This window comes from Pseudomonadota bacterium, from assembly GCA_041395565.1.
Taxonomy (GTDB): domain Bacteria; phylum Pseudomonadota; class Gammaproteobacteria; order UBA9214; family UBA9214; genus UBA9214.
Map to the genome: position 1 here is coordinate 369,268 of JAWLAI010000005.1, position 18,810 is coordinate 388,077.

An 18,810-nucleotide genomic window follows, 5' to 3' on the forward strand; every position below is an offset into this window, starting at 1 on the left:
AAAAGAAGGTAGATCAATGAAGTACGGCATGCTGCCCCCACGACAAGGACTCTACGACCCGGCCAATGAGCACGACGCCTGTGGCGTCGGATTCGTCGCCAACGTCAAGGGCCGCAAGAGCCATGAGATCATTCGCCAGGGTCTACGCATCCTCGAGAATCTGACTCACCGCGGTGCAGTCGGCGCAGACCCGCTGGCTGGCGATGGCGCCGGTATCTTGATGCAGGTCCCGGACGTGTTCCTGCGCGCGGAATGCAACCGGCTCGGCATCGCCCTGCCGGGCGCCGGTGAATACGGTGTCGGCATGCTGTTCCTGCCACAGCAGGAGGCAACCCGCCGGTACTGCGAAGCGCTGATCGAGCAAACCATCGCCGAAGAAGGCCAGACCCTGCTGGGCTGGCGCGACGTGCCGGTGCACAGCGAGGGTCTGGGTGCCAGCGTCAGGCGCGTCGAGCCGGTAATCCGCCAGGTGTTCATTGGCAGGGGCGCTGCGTCAGCCGACGGTGATGCCTTCGAGCGCAAGCTGTTCATCATCCGCAAGCGTGTCGAAAACACCATCCGTGACTCGGGCCGGGATGGATGCGACTGCTTTTATGTGCCTTCGTTGTCAGCACGCACCCTTTGTTATAAGGGCATGCTGCTAGCCAACCAGGTCGGAACCTATTATGCCGATCTGAACGATGAACGCATGATCTCGGCGCTGGCCCTGGTGCACCAGCGTTTTTCCACCAATACCTTTCCGTCCTGGGATCTGGCACACCCGTTCCGGATGATCGCCCACAACGGCGAAATCAATACCCTGCGCGGGAACATCAACTGGATGAATGCCCGGCGCCACTCCATGGCCTCGGAACTGTTCGGCAATGACCTGCAAAAGCTCTGGCCGTTGATCGCGGAAGGCCAGTCCGATTCCGCCTGCTTCGACAATGCGCTGGAATTGCTGGTCAACGGCGGCTATTCCCTGGCGCACGCCATGATGCTGCTGATCCCGGAGGCATGGGCCGGCAATCCACTGATGGACGAACAACGCCGTGCCTTCTACGAATACCATGCCGCACTGATGGAACCCTGGGACGGACCCGCGGCGGTGGCATTCACCGACGGTCGCCAGATCGGTGCCACGCTGGATCGCAACGGTCTGCGCCCGGCGCGTTATCTGATCACCGACGATGACCTGGTGGTGATGGCCTCGGAGATGGGTGTACTGGACATTCCGCAGGAGCGCATCGTCAAGAAATGGCGCCTGCAACCCGGCAAGATGTTGCTTATCGACCTGGAGCAGGGCCGCATCATAGACGACGCGGAACTCAAGCACACCCTCGCCGGCAACCGCCCCTACCAGGACTGGCTGGACAGGACCCAGATCCGTCTCAGGGATCTGCCCGGCCAGGTCAGCCCCATGACACCCGACCACAGCACCCTGCTCGACCAGCAGCAGGCCTTCGGTTATACCCAGGAAGACGTCAAGTTCCTGATGATGCCGATGGCGGTGACAGGTCAGGAGGCGGTCGGCTCCATGGGGGCCGACAATCCGATCGCCGTGCTGTCCAGCAAGCCGAAACCCCTGGCGAACTACTTCAAGCAGAACTTCGCCCAGGTCACCAACCCGCCGATCGACCCGATCCGCGAGGAACTGGTGATGTCGCTGGTCTCGCTGATCGGTCCGCGTCCGAACCTGCTCGACCTGGCGTCGGCCGGCGAGCACATGCGCCTGGAGGTCAGCCAGCCGATCCTGACAAACACCGACCTGGAACGCATGCGTCACATCGAGGAGCACACGGGTGGGGCCTTCCGCACCCAAACCCTCGACATCTGCTATCCGGCTAGCGCCGGCGCAGCCGGCATGGAAGGCGCGCTGGCGGCCGTCTGCCAGCAGGCAGAGCAGGCGGTGAAAGACGGATACAACATCCTGATCCTGTCCGACCGTCACGTCGACAGCGACCATATCGCGATTCCCGCCCTGCTGGCCACGGCGAGTGTCCATCACCACCTGGTGGACGCCGGCCTGCGTACCGAGGCCGGTCTGGTCTTGGAGACCGGCGCCGCACGCGAGGTGCACCAGTTCGCCACGCTGGCCGGCTATGGCGCCGAGGCCATCAACCCGTACCTGGCGTTCGAGACACTCGAGGCGATGCGCACGCAGCTGCCCGGCAGCCTGGATTCCGAAACGGTCAAGAAGCGCTATATCAAGGCCATCGGCAAGGGCCTGCTCAAGGTCATGTCCAAGATGGGCATATCGACCTACCAGTCCTACTGCGGCGCCCAGATTTTCGATGCGGTGGGACTGAACAGCAGCTTCGTGGAGAAGTATTTCACCGGCACGGCCACCACCATCGAGGGCATCGGCCTGGACGAGGTGGCCGAGGAAGCCGTGCGCTGGCACCGCGATGCCTACGGCGACAACCCGATCTATCGCAACAGTCTGGATGTCGGCGGCGACTACGCCTTCCGCGTGCGCGGCGAGGACCACATGTGGACGCCGGACACCATTGCCAAGTTGCAGCATTCCACGCGCGCCAACGACGCGAAAACCTACCGGGAATTCGCCGACCTGGTCAACGAGCAGAACGAGCGCCTGATGAACCTGCGCGGGCTGTTCGAGCTGAAGTTCTCCGATAGCCCGGTACCGCTGGAAGAAGTCGAGCCGGCAAAGGAAATCGTCAAGCGCTTCGCGACCGGCGCCATGTCGTTCGGTTCGATCTCCTACGAGGCGCACTCGACGCTGGCGATCGCCATGAACCGCATCGGCGGCAAATCCAATACCGGCGAAGGCGGCGAGCTGGCCGAACGCTTCAAACCGCTGCCGAACGGCGACTCCGCGCGTTCCGCCATCAAGCAGGTGGCCTCGGGGCGTTTTGGCGTGACCACCGAGTACCTGGTCAATGCCGATGTCATCCAGATCAAGATGGCGCAGGGCGCGAAGCCCGGCGAGGGCGGGCAGTTGCCCGGCCACAAGGTCGACGCCACCATCGCCAAGGTGCGCCACTCCACCCCGGGCGTCGGCCTGATCTCACCGCCGCCGCACCATGACATCTACTCCATCGAGGATCTGGCGCAACTGATCCACGACCTGAAAAACGCCAACCCGCAGGCTGATATCAGCGTGAAGCTGGTGGCTGAGGTCGGTGTCGGCACGGTCGCTGCCGGTGTGTCCAAGGCACATGCCGACCACGTAACCATCGCCGGCTACGACGGTGGCACCGGTGCCAGCCCGCTGACCTCGATCAAGCATGCCGGCTCGCCCTGGGAAATCGGTCTGGCCGAGACCCATCAGACCCTGGTGCTGAACAACCTGCGCTCGCGCATTGCCGTGCAGGTCGATGGCGGCATGCGCACCGGGCGCGACGTGGTCATCGGCGCGCTGCTCGGTGCCGACGAGTTCGGTTTCGCCACTGCCCCGCTGATCGTCGAGGGCTGTGTCATGATGCGCAAGTGCCATCTCAACACCTGCCCGGTCGGTGTCGCCACCCAGGATCCCGAGTTGCGCCGGCGCTTCACCGGCAAGCCGGAACACGTGGTCAATTACTTCTTCTTCATCGCCGAGGAAATCCGCGGGCTGATGGCAAAACTCGGCTACCGGAAATTCGACGACATGATCGGCCAGTCGCAGCATATCAACATGCGCCGCGCCATCAATCACTGGAAGGCGCGCGGCCTGGACTACTCCCGCATCCTGCACAAACCGGCGGCTGCGCCGGGCGTAGCGGTGTATCACTGCGCAACACAGGATCATGGCCTGGACAAGGCGCTCGATAACCGCCTCATCGAACTGGCCCGGCCGGCGCTGGAGCAGCAGCAACCGGTGCAGATCGAGCTGCCTGTCAGGAACACCAATCGCACGGTCGGTGCCATGCTCTCCGGGGAGGTGGCGAAGCGCTATGGTCACGCCGGGCTGCCGGAGGACACCATCAGCATCACGCTGCGGGGGATTGCCGGTCAGAGCTTCGGCGCTTTCGTGGCGCGCGGCGTGAGTATCACGCTGATCGGTGAAGGCAACGACTATGTCGGCAAGGGCCTGTCCGGCGGGCGGCTGGTGGTGTATCCACCGGCGGAGGCACCGATCGTCGCCGAGGAGAACATCATCGTCGGCAATACCGTGCTGTATGGCGCGATCAGTGGCGAGTGCTATCTCCGCGGCGTGGCCGGCGAGCGCTTCGCAGTGCGCAATTCCGGCGCCATTGCCGTAGTGGAAGGTGTCGGCGATCACGGCTGTGAGTACATGACCGGCGGCATCGTGGTGGTACTGGGTGAATCCGGGCGCAATTTCGCCGCCGGCATGAGCGGCGGCGTCGCCTACGTGCTCGACGAATCCGGCGATTTCGAGCAGCGCTGCAACCTCGCCATGGTCGAGCTCGAACCGATACCGGCCGAGGACGCGGCCCTGGAGACGATCGATCATCAGGGCGGCGACCTCGAGTCGCACGGACTGGTCGAATTCGACCGCGACATGACGCGCTATGACGCGCAGCGCCTGAATCGCCTGATCCAGCGGCACGTGCACTATACCGACAGTGAGCGTGGCCGGCGGATACTGGAACACTGGAATGATTACCTACCGAAATTCATCAAGGTCATGCCGGTCGACTACCGGCGCGCGCTGCAGGAAATGCAGGCTACCCAACAAACCGCCGGCCAGGCAGCCGGCAGGGGTCACTGAACATGGGTAAGCCCACCGGTTTCCTGGAGTACCAGCGCCATGACCGCAGTTACGCACCGGCCGCCGATCGCGTGCAGCATTACCGCGAGTTCGTCATTCCGCTGGCCGACGAGGAACTCAAGGTGCAGGGGGCACGCTGCATGGACTGCGGCATACCGTTCTGCCACCAGGGCTGCCCGGTCAACAACATCATCCCGGACTGGAATGACCTGGTCTACCGCGGCCAGTGGCAGGAAGCGCTCGCCGTCCTGCAGTCGACCAACAACTTTCCCGAATTCACCGGTCGTATCTGTCCGGCACCGTGCGAGGAGGCCTGCACCCTCAACATCGAGGATATCCCGGTCACCATCAAGACCATCGAGTGCGCCATCGTCGACAAGGGCTGGGAGCAGAACTGGATCCAGCCACAGCCGGCCGCGCACCGTACCGGAAAAAAGGTTGCCGTCGTCGGCTCCGGGCCCGCAGGAATGGCCTGCGCCCAGCAGCTGGCACGCGCCGGCCACGGCGTCGAGGTGTTCGAAAAACATGACCGTATCGGCGGCCTGCTGCGATACGGTATCCCGGATTTCAAGCTGGAGAAGCACATCATCGACCGCCGCCTCGCGCAGATGGAGGCGGAAGGCGTCACCTTCCACGTCAACACGCACATCGGCGTAACCACACCGGCCAGCGAACTGCTCGAGCGCTTCGATGCCGTCGCGCTGACCGGCGGTTCGGAGCAACCGCGCGATCTCGAGGTCCCGGGACGCGAACTGGACGGCGTACACTTCGCGATGACCTTCCTGCCCCAGCAGAACAGGCGCAATGCCGGCGATGCCATCGAGCCGGCCGTGGCGCTGAGCGCCAAGGACAAGCATGTCATCGTCATCGGCGGCGGCGATACCGGATCGGACTGCATCGGCACCTCGTTTCGCCAGGGCGCACTGTCCGTGACCCAGCTGGAGATCCTGCCCAGGCCCCCGGAAAGACCCGACAAGGGCCTGACCTGGCCGGAATGGCCCAACAAGCTGCGCACCTCGAGTTCACAAAACGAGGGCGCCGTGCGCGACTGGTCGGTCGCGACCAAGTCCATCGATGGACAGGACGGCAAGGTCAGCGCCATCAACTGTGTCCGCGTGGACTGGACCAAGGACGCTGCCGGACGCTGGCAGATGCAGGAGATCTCCGGCAGCGAATTCCAGCTCAAGGCCGATATGGTCCTGCTGGCCATGGGTTTCGTGCACCCGGTGCACGACGGCATGCTCAAGGAGCTGGGCGTCGAACTTGACCCGCGTGGCAACGTTCAGGGCGGCACCGAAGGCGAGCACGCCTACCGCACCTCAATTGACAAGGTATTCGCCGCCGGCGACATGCGCCGCGGCCAGTCGCTCGTGGTCTGGGCAATCCGCGAGGGACGCCAGTGCGCGCGCGCCATCGATGAATATTTGATGGGCAGTTCGGAGTTACCACGCTAAGCAGCTGCTTCGCCCCTGCCGGGGCGAGGTACTTTCTCTTGCGTGCCCAAGAGAAAGTACCCAAAGAGAAGGGCACCCGCTGCCAGTGCCGGGTTGTACTACAAGGCCGCTACGCTGCCTTGCCCTGCGTTCCTCGCCCGACCGGGGGCGCGCGCAACTCGGAGCCGGGGCGGAATAGCCATCCCGCCCTGGCTTGCCTCGGACAGGGCGCGCGCCTTATACCCGGTCTGGCTGCGGTACTCGGCACGGCCGACGGGGCCCGGGGTTGCCGCAGCAAACCCCGTTAGGCGCCGGCGAGCAGCGCAGGGCACCCGGTATGTCAGCGCAGATGACCTACCGGGCAAGCCTGCGGGGCCGCCTTTCTTTTCGGTACCTTTCTTTGGTGGCGCAAAGAAAAGTACCTTGCCCCGGCAGGGGCGAAAAAACGATCAATGCCATGGGCGAATGAAACAGAATGCAAACTCTTCAAAATGACCGTTTCCTCCGCGCACTGCTGCGCGAGCCCGTCGACGTCACGCCGGTGTGGATGATGCGCCAGGCCGGCCGCTACCTGCCTGAATATCGCAGGGTACGCCAGCAGGCAGGCAGCTTCATGGCGCTGTGCACCAACCCGGAGCTCGCCTGCGAAGTCACCATCCAGCCACTCGATCGCTACCCGCTCGATGCCGCCATCCTGTTCTCCGACATCCTCACCGTCCCGGATGCCATGGGTCTCGGACTGTATTTCGAGGAAGGCGAAGGACCGCGCTTTCACCGGCCGGTACGCAGCGCGGCGGATATCGCGGCACTCGCCCGCCCCGACCCGGAAGACGAACTGCGCTATGTCATGGATGCGGTGCGCCTGATCCGGCGCACACTCGCCGGCCGCGTGCCGCTCATCGGTTTTTCCGGCAGCCCCTGGACCCTGGCAACCTACATGGTCGAGGGCAGCTCCACCAAGACCTATTCGCAGGTCAAGGGCATGCTCTATGGCGCACCGCAGCTGATGCACCGACTGCTCGATACCATCGCCGGCGCCGTCACCGACTACCTCAACGCCCAGATTGCCGCCGGCGCACAGGCAGTCATGATCTTCGATACCTGGGGTGGTGTCCTCACCCCGGATGATTACCGCGACTTCTCGCTGCGCTATATGCAGCAGATCCTGGACGGGCTGACGCGCGAGGCCGATGGCCGCAGGGTACCTGCCATCCTGTTCACCAAGGGTGGCGCCCAATGGCTGGAGGCAATGGCCGCCACCGGTGCGGACGCCCTCGGTCTGGACTGGACTGCAGATATCGCCCGGGCGCGGCAGCAGGTCGGTGATCGCGTGGCGCTGCAGGGCAATCTCGATCCCGCCGTGCTATACGCAGCCCCGGAGGTCATCCGCGACCGTGTCGCCGGCGTGCTCGCCGCATTCGGCCACGGCTCCGGCCACGTGTTCAACCTCGGGCACGGCATCAACCCGGATGTCGACCCGGAGCATGCCGGCGCACTGATCAGCGCCGTGCACGAACTGAGCGCGCAGTACCACCGCTAGTTCCGCCCTACAACAGCGCCTCGCCAGCTACCTTTCAAGCTGCCGGCAAGGCCAGGCGGTATCCCACGCCCTGCACGGTGGCGATGAAACGCGGCTGGCCCGGGTCGTCACCCAGCTTCTGCCGCAACTGGCCGACCAGGACCCGCAGGTAATGGATCTCGTCGCGGTGTGTTTCCCCCCACACCTCGCGCAGTATCTGCTGATGGGTGAGCAGACGACCGCGCGAGGCGACCAGCAGGCGCAGCAAATCGTATTCCTTGCGTGACAGGTGCACACGCTGGCCATCGACCCGCACATCGCGTTGCGCCAGGTCTACCCGCAGCCCCTGCGACTCGAACACGTTCGGCGCAGCGGCCGTCTCCTCGTGACCGCGCAGCACGACACGGATGCGCGCCATCAGCTCGCTGATTCCGAAAGGCTTCGTCACATAGTCATTCGCTCCGGCGTCCAGAGCCTGCACCTTTTCCTCTTCCGCGGCACGCACCGACAGCACGATCACGGGCGTCTGGGACCATTCGCGCAGGCGCTGGATGAACTGCTGCCCATCCATGTCCGGCAGGCCGAGATCGAGAATTACGAGTTGCGGCTGCAGCACAGCACATTGCTCCAGGCCGTCCGCACCGCAGCGCGCCTCGTGCACGCTGTAGCCATGCGCCTCGAGGCTGATGCGCAGGAACTTGCGGATCTGCGCCTCGTCCTCGACCAGGAGGATCGTGCCGCCCGCAGCGCTCATGTCACAGCTTCCGCTTCCGGCCGCACCACCGGCAGCACGATGCGCATGCAGGTACCACGGCCATGCCTGCCGTCATGCGCTGTAACCGTACCGCCGTGTGCAGCCACCATGCCGCGGCAGATTGCCAAACCGAGCCCGGTTCCCTGCAGTTGTCCGCGATCCCCCTGGCGCATGGTGTAGAACATATCAAAGATCCTTTCCCGCTCTTGCGGGGGAATTCCCGGGCCGTCATCGCAGAGCGCGATCTGGATCTGTGTGTCAGTCGCTGTGGCGGTGATCGCGAGGCGGCCCTCCGGTGGAGAGAACCGCGCGGCATTGTCGAGCAGATTGACCAGCGCCTGTTCGATGAGGACACCGTGCACCCACAGCAGGGGTACGCCTTCGTCTATCGTGACATCGACCGGCAGGTCTTTCAGGACATCCCGCAGCCGGGTCACGGCACTGGCGACGATATCGTGCAGGTCCACCCATTCCCGGCGCAGACTCAGGCCGCCATGCCCGAGACGCGTCATGTCGAGCAGGTTCTGGATATGGCGATCCAGGCGCTGCGCCTCCTCCACCACGGTTGCCAGCAATTCCCTGCGATTCTCCTCGCTGAAAGCGGCGCCGTATTCGAGCAGGCTGGTGGTGGAGCCGATGATCGACGCCAGTGGCGTGCGTAGATCGTGCGAAATCGATGACAGCAATGCCGAGCGTAACTGCTCCGTTTCGGAGACCAACCGGATCTGTTCGAGATCCGTCACGAGGCGGGTCCGGTCCAGCGCGACGGCAGCCTGGTCGCATAGGCTGCTGGCCAGCTCGCGCTGCTCGCCATCGAGCACGCCGGCGATGACCACCCTGCCGGCCGGCTCGCGCTGGGTATCCAGGCGCTGGATCTGCCAGGAATCCACCACGCCGGGCCCGGCATCCCGGCCAGCCCAGGCAGCATCGATCACCGCCTGCCGTAACGGCGCTGCGCCACCCGCCCGGGCCGCGACCACCGGCTGCCCCTCGGGATCGGCCACGAGCACCGCGACCGGCAGCTGCAGTGACTGGGCCAGGTGGTCGGCCAGCGCCTCCAGCACACTGGATGCACCCGCCGCAGAGGACATGCGCCGGCCGAACTCGTAGAGGTTCGAGATGCGCCCGAGCGAGGAACGCCGTGACGCCACTTCCTGGTGCATACGCGCCGCGAGGTTCCCGGTAATGGCGGCCATCAGGAGGAAAAACGCCAGCGTCGCCAGATCGCCGTCGCTCGCCACCGTCAGCGTATGATAGGGCGAGGTAAACAGGTAGTTGTACGCGAGAAAACTGAGCAGGCCTGCCAGCAACGCCGGTCCGGGCCCGGTACGCGCCGCCACGATGACCACACCGGTCAGAAACAGCAGTGACAGGCTGGCATGCGGCATGAGACGATGCAGCGGATATGCCAGTGCTATGGTTACAGCCACCACCCCGACCGCGACGGCGTAGGCTAACCGCGGGGGCAACGGGGAAAACCTGTCCTGAATCCGGGTCTTTTGCGGCATGACGATCGATTTCCGGTGCATTTCCCGTGCGAGGGCGCATTATGCCGCCGCGGGAGGGGAGGCGTCGAAAATAAAAAAAGTATAAAGTTTTTATACTCTTTTTATGTGACCCCGATGACCGCGATACCGATAATTTTTCCCGGGCGCCGCGCTGCCCGTCTGCACGCCGTACCGAACCGGCCAGGCCGCCATGCGCCCGGAGGCGAAAGTGCCGGCGATATCCGGGTTAGCGGACTGCCGACCACTGTGACTGTTACCACGCAATGAAGTTTCCTTCCCGATGCACTGGCGCGCAATAACCCGTCTCTTCGGTATCCTGCTCATGCTCTACAGCCTGGGCTTTCTGCCCTCGCTCGTGCTCTCGCTGGTGTATGCCGACGGTCAGTGGACGCTGTTCGGCGCTTCCCTGCTGATCACGATCGCTGCCGGCGCCGCGCTGTGGCTGCCCAACATCGACCAGCACAGTGAACTGTCAGTACGCGATGGTTTCCTGTTCGTCACCCTGTTCTGGGCTTTGCTCGGCGTCGTCGGCTCTCTGCCTTTCATCCTTGGCCTGCATCTCGGCATCACCGATGCCATCTTCGAGTCCATCTCCGGCTTCACCACGACCGGCGCCACCGTCATCGTCGGGCTCGACAGGCTGCCGCCGTCCATCCTGTATCATCGCCAGCAGATCCAGTGGCTGGGCGGCATGGGTATCATCGTTCTCGCCGTCGCGATCCTCCCGCTACTCGGAGTCGGCGGTATGCAGCTGTACCGGGCCGAGGCATCGGGCGTGTCCAAGCAGGAAAAGATCACGCCGCGTATCGCGGAAACGGCGCGTGTGCTGTGGGTAATCTATTTCACGCTGACCCTGGCGTGCGCGCTCGCCTTCTGGATCGCCGGCATGGAACTCTTCGACGCCGTGGGCCATGCCTTCGCCACCGTTTCCACCGGCGGCTTCTCGACGCACGACGCCAGCATCGGCTACTACGACAGCCCGCTCATCGAGTTCATCGCCATCGTGTTCATGCTCGCCGGGGGGGTGAATTTCGCCATCCATTTCCTGGCCTGGCGGCATCTCTCGCTGCGGCCATACGGCACCGACCCCGAGGTGCGCGGCTACGGCTTGATCTTCCTGCTCTCGACGCTGTTCGTGGCCGCAAGCCTGTACTGGGCAGGCGCCTATAACGGCGGCTGGCAGGCCCTGCGCCAGGCTGCCTTCCAGGTTGCATCGATACTCACCAGCACCGGCTTCGGTACCGTCACCTTCGCCGCCTGGCCACTGCATATTCCCCTGATCCTGGTCATTCTTTCATTCACGGGCGGCTGCGCCGGCTCCACCGCCGGCGGCATCAAGATCCTGCGCATCATGCTGCTGGCGAAGCTCGGCCTGCGCCAGCTGTTCCAGTTGGCGCATCCCCAGTCGGTGTCGCTGGTCAAGCTGGGCAATCGCCCGGTATCGGAGGATGTGGTGTTCTCGGTCTGGGGATTCTATGTCCTCTACATTGTCACCGCGCTGCTGCTGACTGTCGCCATGATGGCCGCCGGACTCAATCTCGAATCCGCCTTCGGCGCGGTCGTAGCCACGCTCAACCTGCTCGGCCCCGGCCTGGGAGAGGTCGCCAGCAATTTCGCCTCGGTCAGCCCCGTGATCAAGTGGCTGGGCATCTTCGGCATGCTGGTGGGACGACTGGAAGTCTTCACCCTGCTGATCCTGTTCCTCCCTGCCTTCTGGCGGCACTAGACAACCGGATGTGTAGGTAACACGCATGAAAATCATCATCCTCGGGGCCGGCCAGGTCGGTAGCACCGTAGCCCACGCCCTGGCCGGTGAGGCCAACGACATCACGGTTGTGGACCAACATCCGCACCTGCTCAACGCGCTGCAGGAACGCTGCGACATCCGCACCGTGACGGGCCAGGCCTCGCATCCCGACGTGCTGCGACTTGCCGGAATCGAGGATGCGGACATGGTCCTGGCCGTCACCAACAGCGACGAAATCAACATGATCGCATGCCAGGTCGCGCATTCCCTGTTCCATACCCCGCTGCGGCTGGCGCGGGTACGTTCACGGGAATACCTCAACCACCCGCGCCTGTTCTCGCCGGACGCAGTGCCGATCAACTACATCATCAGCCCCGAGCAGCTGGTGACCACGTTCATCCAGCACCTGATCGATTCACCCGGCGTACTCCAGATCCTGGATTTCGCGGAGGGCAAGGCGCAGCTCGTGGCCGTGCAGGCCCATCACGGCGGCGCGCTGATCGGGCAGGAGCTCAGCAATCTACCGGGCAAGATGCCAGGCGTGGAAACCCGTGTCGTGGCCGTGTTCCGGCACGACCGGCCGATCACCCCGGAGGGCGGCACGGTGATCGAGGACGGCGACGAGATCTTCTTCCTCGCCGCACCGCGCGATATCCCGCGCGTGGTCGCGGCATTCCGCCGCTCGGACCGGCCCAACCGGCGCATCATCATCGCCGGCGGCGGCAACATCGGTTTGCGCCTGGCGCAGACCATCGAGCGCGACTACCACGTCAAGCTCATCGAGTGCGATCCAGCACGCTGCCGCGAACTGGCCGGCGCGTTGCACCGGACCATCGTCCTGCACGGCGACGCGGCGGATCAGGAGCTGATGAAACAGGAGGACATCGAGGACACGGATCTGTTCTGCGCCGTCACCAACGACGACGAGGCGAACATCCTCTCCGCCATGCTGGCCCGGCGGCTCGGGGCGCGCAAGGTCGTGTCCATCATCAACCGCTCGAGCTATGTCGATCTCGCCCAGGGTACGGCCGTGGATATCGCCCTCTCGCCGGCGCAGGTGACCATCGGCGCGCTGCTAGCCCATATCCGGCGCGGTGACGTGGTGGCGGTACACGCGCTGCGCCGCGGTGCCGCCGAGGCCATCGAGGTCATTGCCCACGGCGATCGCGAGACATCCCGCGTCGTCGGTCAGCCGGTCGGCGAGCTGCCGCTCCCGGCAGGCACCATGGTCGGCGCAATCGTGCGGGCCGACCGGCTGCTGTTCCCGCACCGGGATACCGTCATCGAGTCACAGGATCATGTCATCCTGTTCCTCGCCGACAAGCGCAGGATCGGCGAGGTCGAGCGCCTGTTCCAGGTATCGATTACCTTTCTTTGAATGCATACTCATGCCGTGTCGAGGTCGACAGGTCCACCCCTGTCCATGCCGGGCCCTACCGGCAAGTTGCATGCATGATAGCTGACATCGTCAGATCTCTATCTGGGTACCGAGTTCCACTACTCGGTTGGCCGGAATACGGAAATAGGTCATAGGGCTCGCGGCACTGCGCGCCATGGCGACGAAAATGCGTTCACGCCAGATCGCCATGACCTCGCCGCGGCGGGGAATCAGGTTCTCGCGGCTGTAGAAAAAGGTCGTATCCATGATGTCGAAGCTGCCGCCACACTGGCAACTCTCCAGTACGCGGGGGATATCGATGTCGTCCATGAAACCATAATTGACGATGACACGGTAGAATGCCGGTCCGAGATCTTTCACCTCTGTACGCTCGTCTTCGGTGAGGAAGGGGACATCGGTGATGCGCACGTTCAGCACGACCACACGCGCATGTATCACCTTGTTGTGCTTCAGGTTGTGCAGCAAGGCGGGAGGTGTGTTCTGCGGATCCGCGGTCATGAACACGGCCGTGCCCGGTACGCGCATGGGCGGATAGGAGAGCAGGCTGGGCAGAAATCCCACCAGCGGTATTCCGCCCTGCTGCAGGCAGGCCATGACGATCTCGCGCCCGCGTTTCCAGGTGACTAGCAGCGTGAATACCACCGCCGCTACCGCCAGTGGAAACCAGCCGCCCTCCGGAATCTTCACCGCATTGGCAGCGAAAAAAGCCAGATCGATGCTCAGGAATGCCGCCATGCCCAGCAGCGTTACGGGCATGCCCAGTCGCCAGCGTGCGCGTAGCACCACAAAAACGAGGATAGTGTCAATCGCGAATGTACCGGTCACGGCAATGCCATATGCCGCTGCCAGGTTGCTGGAAGCGCGGAAACCCAGCACCAGCAGAGCAATCCCGCCCAATAGCAGCCAGTTCACCATCGGGACATAGATCTGGCCGCGCTCCCGCACGGAAGTATGGCGAATGATCATGCGCGGTGCGTAGCCCATCTGGATGACCTGACGCGTCACCGAAAACGCACCGGTAATAACTGCCTGAGAGGCAATCACGGCGGCCACCGTAGCCAGTGCGATCATGGGATACAGCGCCCACTCGGGTGCCAGCAGATAAAACGGATTCCGCACCGCCGCCGGGTCGGACAGCATCAGCGCGCCCTGCCCGAAATAGTTCAGCAGCAACGCGGGCAGCACATAACAGAACCATATCAGCTGGATAGGTTTGCGGCCGAAATGCCCCATATCGGCGTACAGGGCTTCGGCACCGGTAATGGCGAGCACCACTGCCCCCAGCACCAGGATACCAGCGATACCGTGCGCACTGAAAAATTCAATGGCATACCGCGGATTGATAGCCCATATCACGTAAGGGTGTTCGAGGATACTGAACAGCCCAAGCACGCCCAGCACACCGAACCACACCAGCATCACCGGCCCGAACAGCCGGCCGATTGCGGCCGTTCCATGCTGCTGAAGCAAGAACAGGCCGCCGAGAATCCCGAGTGCCAGCGGTATCACAAACGGGTGCAGGACAGGTGCACCAACCTCCAGACCCTCGATGGCTGACAGCACGGAGATAGCCGGCGTAATAAGGCTATCGCCAAAGAACAGCGCAGCGCCGACAAAGCCCAGGATTATCAGAATTCGGCGCCGTGCCTGGCGAGGAGCCAGCTTTTGCGCCAGCGTCAGGAGAGCCAGGATACCGCCCTCGCCCTTGTTGTCGGCTCGCATCATGATGCCGACATATTTCAGCGAGACGACCAGCATCAGTGACCAGAACACCAGCGAAAGGATACCGAGCACATTGACTTGGCTCAGTACCAAGTGGTGCCCGCCGAACACCTCCTTCATGGTGTAGAGCGGGCTGGTACCGATATCACCGAACACAACTCCTGCTGCGCCAAGTGCTAGGGCCGGGGTCGATGATTTTGTTGTGTCCGCTCGCCGCATGCCGACTGCACCCTAGCCAGTCATTTGCTAGTGCCCGCTACGGTTACAGGATACAACAAAGGCCACGAATCCCGGCACAGCGAAGCACCAGCAGGATACCGGCACAGATAGGCAACATTGACCGCAACACGGATTCAGCAGCCCAAATGCAGGCAAGACTGTCCTGACTGTTCAACTCTGGCAGGCACGGACGACCGCCAAACCCGGCGTGAAAATGTGATTCCTCCCGGTAGGTTACCCTGCTCAGGCCACGCAGGCGGCGTGGATGAGCGCGGCGTAGAGGCGCGCCGCCGCGCCGGTCTCCTGTAGCGAGACGTGCTCGTGGCGTGTGTGCGCCACCTCGAGCCGCCCTGGACCGCAGATGACCGGTACCGATCCCTTCTGGTGAAACAGGCTGCCGTCGGAGTGCGAACGGAACGCCGCCGGCTCCCATGCCAGCCCCGCGGCGTGGAAGGCCCGACGCAGCGGAACGAGCAGCGGATCGTCCGGCGCATTGGCGTAGCCGGTCGCCCAGTACAGGTTCTCGAACTGCAGATCGCAGCGCGGATGCGTTTCCTGCGCGCGTTGCCGGGCCTGCTCGATCAGGCGGTCGATGACCGTGTTGTCGACGCCGGGCGGGGCATGGATGTCGATCGCCGCCTCGCATTCCTGCGCCACCATGAACAGCCCGGCGCCGCCGCGGATCTCGCGCGGGCTGATGGTCAGCCCGTACTCGGCCTCGCCACCGGCCTCCATGATGTGCTGCATCCACGCCAGCATGGCGTGGATGGCGCTGGCGCCCATCTCCGGCAGCGCGGCATGCGCGCGCGCGCCCTGCACGGTCATGCGGCATTCATAGTAGCCGTAGTGATCCACGCACGGCACCAGGCCGGTGGGCTCGCCGATGACGGTAAGCGGCGCGGTGCGCCAATCGAGCAGCGCCTCGGAACCGTCCCCGTATTCCTCCTCGCCGACCACCAGCGCCACAATGAGGCCGCGCCGTAGCTCCGCGCCTGCCTTGACCACCGCGATCACCGCCTCGACGATGGCGGCGCAACCCGATTTCATATCCGCCGTGCCGAGCCCGTGCAGGATATCGCCCTCGCGGTGCAGGCGCTGCTCCTCTTCGTCGATGAGTGGCACGGTATCGACATGACCTACCCACATCAACGCGACAGGCTGCGGCCCGAGCTCGATGATCAGGTTGGCGCGGGTATCGCCGGCCGGACCGCTGCCGGGCGGGAGCGGCTGGCGCATGTAGCGCACCCCGCACTCATTGAGGCGCGCGGCGAACACCTGCATGGCCGCCTCCTCGGCATAGGAGGGGCTGTACTGCTCGACGGCATCGGTCAGCAGCTGCTCGAGCCGGTCGTCGTCGATGCTCGCAAGGATTTGCTGGAGGCCTTCAGTCATCCGTCTTCCTGCTGCGGCGAGTCTGCTTCATCCCACGCAGTCGCTGGTAGTCCGGGTGATAGGTCAGGTTCTTGCTGAGGTAGACATGCCGGTCCTCGTGCAGGAAATCATGCTTGCGGAACAGCTTGATCGCCGGCTTGTTGTCGGCGTCGGTATCCACGATCATCATGCGCGCCCCGGCACGGATGAAGGCCTCGGTAATGGCGTCGATGAGCTGGCTGGCGACACCGCTGCGCTTGAGTCCGGGATCGACCGCCAGCCAGGTGAGATAGCCGTAACTCCAGGCACTGTTGCGCTTGTCGATGAGCGAGCCGAGCGCAAAACCCGCCAGCCGCTCCTCGAACTCCGCGACCAGGCAGAACTCGCCGTCGGAATGGAACAGCCCGGTGGCCTCGTATTCGTCCCAGGTGCGGTACAGGCTGGGCCACTTGTCGGCCGTGAACACGGACTCGCCCAGCGCGTACACCGCCGGCAGGTCCTCCAGCTCCATCTCGCGCACCTCGACGCTCTTGTAGGCAGCATTCATGGCAACTCACGCAGGTGGTTGGTATCGGGAAAGTATACCCGCATTCATGTGGTTACGGCGCAAAAAGCAGCCGCTGGATTCCGCTGAAATGCCTGGGTATCCTATGGGACCTCGATTTCACTTGCCAGCTCCGCCATGCCCGATCGCCGTATCCTGCGCCCACCTGCTGCTGCCAGTCCTGTCGACTGCGCTGTTCTACGCGCTGTTCTACCGTCGCGGCTTTGGGATTCGATGTCCACATCGTGGCCACGTGATCCCGCGCGACTATCTGCTCAATCTGGCGCTGGCCTACGCGCTCAGCGCGCTGTCACGGCGGCTCTGGGTATTTCTCCTGCTGCAGGGTCTGTTGATGGCGCTGCTGTATATCGGCAATGCCGTCAAGATCAGCTTCTTCGGCGGACCGATCATGCCGGACGACCTGTACGCCCTGCGCACGCTGCTGCTGCTGCTGGAAGGCTGGCAGTTCTATCTGGCGGCGCTGCCCCTGGTCGGCATTGTCAGCCTGCTCATCTTCAACTTCAGCCTGCGCAACTGGAACTCGTGGCTGGCGCTGGCCCTGCTGCTCCTGCTCGGTGTCACGCTGGTCTATCAGCCGCGCAATATCATCGCACCGCTCGACCGCTATGTGGGCAACGTGGTATGGGACCAGCGCAGCAACTACCTCCAGCGCGGCGCCATTCTCTATACACTGATGGAAGGCGCGCGCTATTTCGCCGACCGTGTCCCGCCGCCCGACCGCGAGGCGGTACGTGCCGCCAGTGCCCGGCTGCTGGCCGGACTGCCCGAGCACACGGCGCCGGCCGCGGAATTCAGGCAGCGAAACGTGCACATCATCCTGCTCGAGTCGTTCTGGGATCCGTCCGCACTCACGGCTGGACATTATTCGCGCGACCCGCTGCCACGGAATTTCCGCAAGCTCTGGGAGCAGGCGGGCAACAGCCACATCCTGTCGCCGGTGTTCGGCGGCTACACCGCCAACGCCGAGTTCGAGGCCCTGTGCGGGTTCCCGGTACTCAAGGACGCGGTCAAGTTCGAACGCGACCTGAAGAATGACGCCCCCTGCCTGCCGCGCATCCTGGCGGAGCACGGCTACGCCACCATCGCCTCGCATCCCAACGTGCCGGTGTTCTGGAACCGCGTCAACGCCTACCGCCGCCTCGGCTTCGGGACCTATTGGTCGCTGGACGACTTCGAGCAGGTAGACATGGTGCGCAACTTCATGAGCGACGCCTCACTGTATCGCCAGGTCCTGGAGAAGATCGGCCCCTGGCTCGACTCGGGCAAGCCGCTGCTGGATTACATCGTCACCTACTTCGGCCACTGGGATTATCCGCTGCGCGGTGAACGCACGCGCGTTATCGAGGACAGCTCAAAGGTGCCCGAGGTCGGCAGCTACGCCAACACCGCCTACTACAAGGCCAAGGAACTGATAGAGTTCCTCGGGATACTGCGCGCCCGTGACCCGGATGCACTGATCGTGATCTTCGGTGATCACCCGCCCTACCTCGGGCAGAACTTCGCCGGCTATGTCGAATCCGGCGTACTCGCGGACAACCGCAGCAAGTTCACCCCTGCAATGTTCGGCGCCTACAATGCCGCGCCGCTGATCGTCATCGACGGTCAACGCGGTGCGCAGCAACTTGGCACACTGTCACTCTACGAACTGCCGGCGCACCTCCTGCGCCTGCTGCACCTCGACTACACCGGTCCGCTGGAACTGACCGCGCCACGCAGTGCCATGCACGTACGTCCCATTCCCGGGCTGCAGTACCTGGTGAGCGGTGATGGCGGACAGGTCGTCGTCTGCAAGGCACCGCCATGGCAGGATGAATGCGCCGCAAGCGCAGCCTGGCTGCAGGACGTGGTCACCGTCGCCGACGACTTGTTCGTCGGCGCGCAATTCGCCCTGCAGAAATAGTGTCGGCGCCTGGCCG

At 63.9% G+C, this 18,810-nt stretch carries 11 protein-coding genes; 6 read left to right on the top strand and 5 right to left on the bottom strand.

The window, feature by feature from the left end; all coding sequences use genetic code 11:
* Positions 1-16: 16 nt before the first annotated feature.
* The 3 genes from gltB to hemE all read left to right on the top strand — a co-directional run bounded on the left by gltB (position 17) and on the right by hemE (position 7,630).
* A complete protein-coding gene (gene gltB, locus R3F42_09635) occupies positions 17-4,657 on the top strand; it encodes a glutamate synthase large subunit (GenBank protein ID MEZ5542295.1) in 4,641 nt (1,546 codons plus the stop codon).
* A gap of 2 nt (positions 4,658-4,659) precedes the next feature.
* On the top strand, positions 4,660-6,111 hold the full coding sequence (locus tag R3F42_09640) for a glutamate synthase subunit beta (GenBank protein MEZ5542296.1): 1,452 nt from the start codon (positions 4,660-4,662) through the stop codon (positions 6,109-6,111).
* A 454-nt stretch (positions 6,112-6,565) separates the two neighbouring features.
* Positions 6,566-7,630 (top strand): uroporphyrinogen decarboxylase, encoded by a 1,065-nt coding sequence (gene hemE / locus R3F42_09645; GenBank protein MEZ5542297.1) that lies wholly within the window; start codon positions 6,566-6,568, stop codon positions 7,628-7,630.
* Between the two features lie 34 nt (positions 7,631-7,664).
* Here hemE and R3F42_09650 read toward each other — a convergent pair whose 3' ends face one another.
* Both R3F42_09650 and R3F42_09655 read right to left on the bottom strand, forming a co-directional pair.
* Positions 7,665-8,363 (bottom strand): response regulator, encoded by a 699-nt coding sequence (locus tag R3F42_09650; protein MEZ5542298.1) that lies wholly within the window; start codon positions 8,361-8,363, stop codon positions 7,665-7,667.
* Positions 8,360-9,832, bottom strand: coding sequence for a DUF4118 domain-containing protein (locus tag R3F42_09655; protein ID MEZ5542299.1), 1,473 nt, complete (start codon positions 9,830-9,832; stop codon positions 8,360-8,362). Before R3F42_09655 ends, R3F42_09650 begins: the two co-directional genes overlap by 4 nt.
* Before the next feature lie 319 nt (positions 9,833-10,151).
* Between R3F42_09655 and R3F42_09660 the strand changes: the two genes are divergently transcribed.
* Positions 10,152-11,597, top strand: coding sequence for a TrkH family potassium uptake protein (locus R3F42_09660; protein ID MEZ5542300.1), 1,446 nt, complete (start codon positions 10,152-10,154; stop codon positions 11,595-11,597).
* A 25-nt stretch (positions 11,598-11,622) separates the two neighbouring features.
* The gene (trkA, locus tag R3F42_09665) at positions 11,623-12,996 is read left to right on the top strand and encodes a Trk system potassium transporter TrkA (protein MEZ5542301.1); all 1,374 of its coding nucleotides are present in this window, start codon (positions 11,623-11,625) and stop codon (positions 12,994-12,996) included.
* A gap of 90 nt (positions 12,997-13,086) precedes the next feature.
* Here the strand turns inward: trkA and R3F42_09670 are convergent, their stop codons facing one another.
* The 3 genes from R3F42_09670 to R3F42_09680 form a co-directional block, all read right to left on the bottom strand.
* Complete coding sequence (locus R3F42_09670) at positions 13,087-14,958, bottom strand: potassium transporter Kup (GenBank protein ID MEZ5542302.1); 1,872 nt, start codon at positions 14,956-14,958, stop codon at positions 13,087-13,089.
* Between the two features lie 243 nt (positions 14,959-15,201).
* Positions 15,202-16,350 carry a M20/M25/M40 family metallo-hydrolase gene (locus tag R3F42_09675; protein MEZ5542303.1) on the bottom strand — a complete coding sequence of 383 codons (1,149 nt, stop codon included), beginning with the start codon at positions 16,348-16,350 and terminating at the stop codon, positions 15,202-15,204.
* A complete protein-coding gene (locus tag R3F42_09680) occupies positions 16,343-16,876 on the bottom strand; it encodes a GNAT family N-acetyltransferase (protein ID MEZ5542304.1) in 534 nt (177 codons plus the stop codon). The genes R3F42_09675 and R3F42_09680 overlap by 8 nt, the downstream gene beginning before the upstream one ends.
* Positions 16,877-16,997: 121 nt before the next feature.
* Between R3F42_09680 and R3F42_09685 the strand changes: the two genes are divergently transcribed.
* Complete coding sequence (locus tag R3F42_09685; protein ID MEZ5542305.1) at positions 16,998-18,794, top strand: LTA synthase family protein; 1,797 nt, start codon at positions 16,998-17,000, stop codon at positions 18,792-18,794.
* Positions 18,795-18,810: the final 16 nt, after the last annotated feature.

Bases quoted from the DNA above. Each gene is read 5' to 3' on its own strand.
- R3F42_09675 (MEZ5542303.1), bottom strand. From the start codon at position 16,350: ATGACTGAAGGCCTCCAGCAAATCCTTGCGAGCATCGACGACGACCGG.
- R3F42_09650 (MEZ5542298.1), bottom strand. From the start codon at position 8,363: ATGAGCGCTGCGGGCGGCACGATCCTCCTGGTCGAGGACGAGGCGCAG.
- R3F42_09640 (MEZ5542296.1), top strand. From the start codon at position 4,660: ATGGGTAAGCCCACCGGTTTCCTGGAGTACCAGCGCCATGACCGCAGT.
- trkA (MEZ5542301.1), top strand. From the start codon at position 11,623: ATGAAAATCATCATCCTCGGGGCCGGCCAGGTCGGTAGCACCGTAGCC.
- hemE (MEZ5542297.1), top strand. From the start codon at position 6,566: ATGCAAACTCTTCAAAATGACCGTTTCCTCCGCGCACTGCTGCGCGAG.
- gltB (MEZ5542295.1), top strand. From the start codon at position 17: ATGAAGTACGGCATGCTGCCCCCACGACAAGGACTCTACGACCCGGCC.
- R3F42_09680 (MEZ5542304.1), bottom strand. From the start codon at position 16,876: ATGAATGCTGCCTACAAGAGCGTCGAGGTGCGCGAGATGGAGCTGGAG.
- R3F42_09660 (MEZ5542300.1), top strand. From the start codon at position 10,152: ATGCACTGGCGCGCAATAACCCGTCTCTTCGGTATCCTGCTCATGCTC.
- R3F42_09670 (MEZ5542302.1), bottom strand. From the start codon at position 14,958: ATGCGGCGAGCGGACACAACAAAATCATCGACCCCGGCCCTAGCACTT.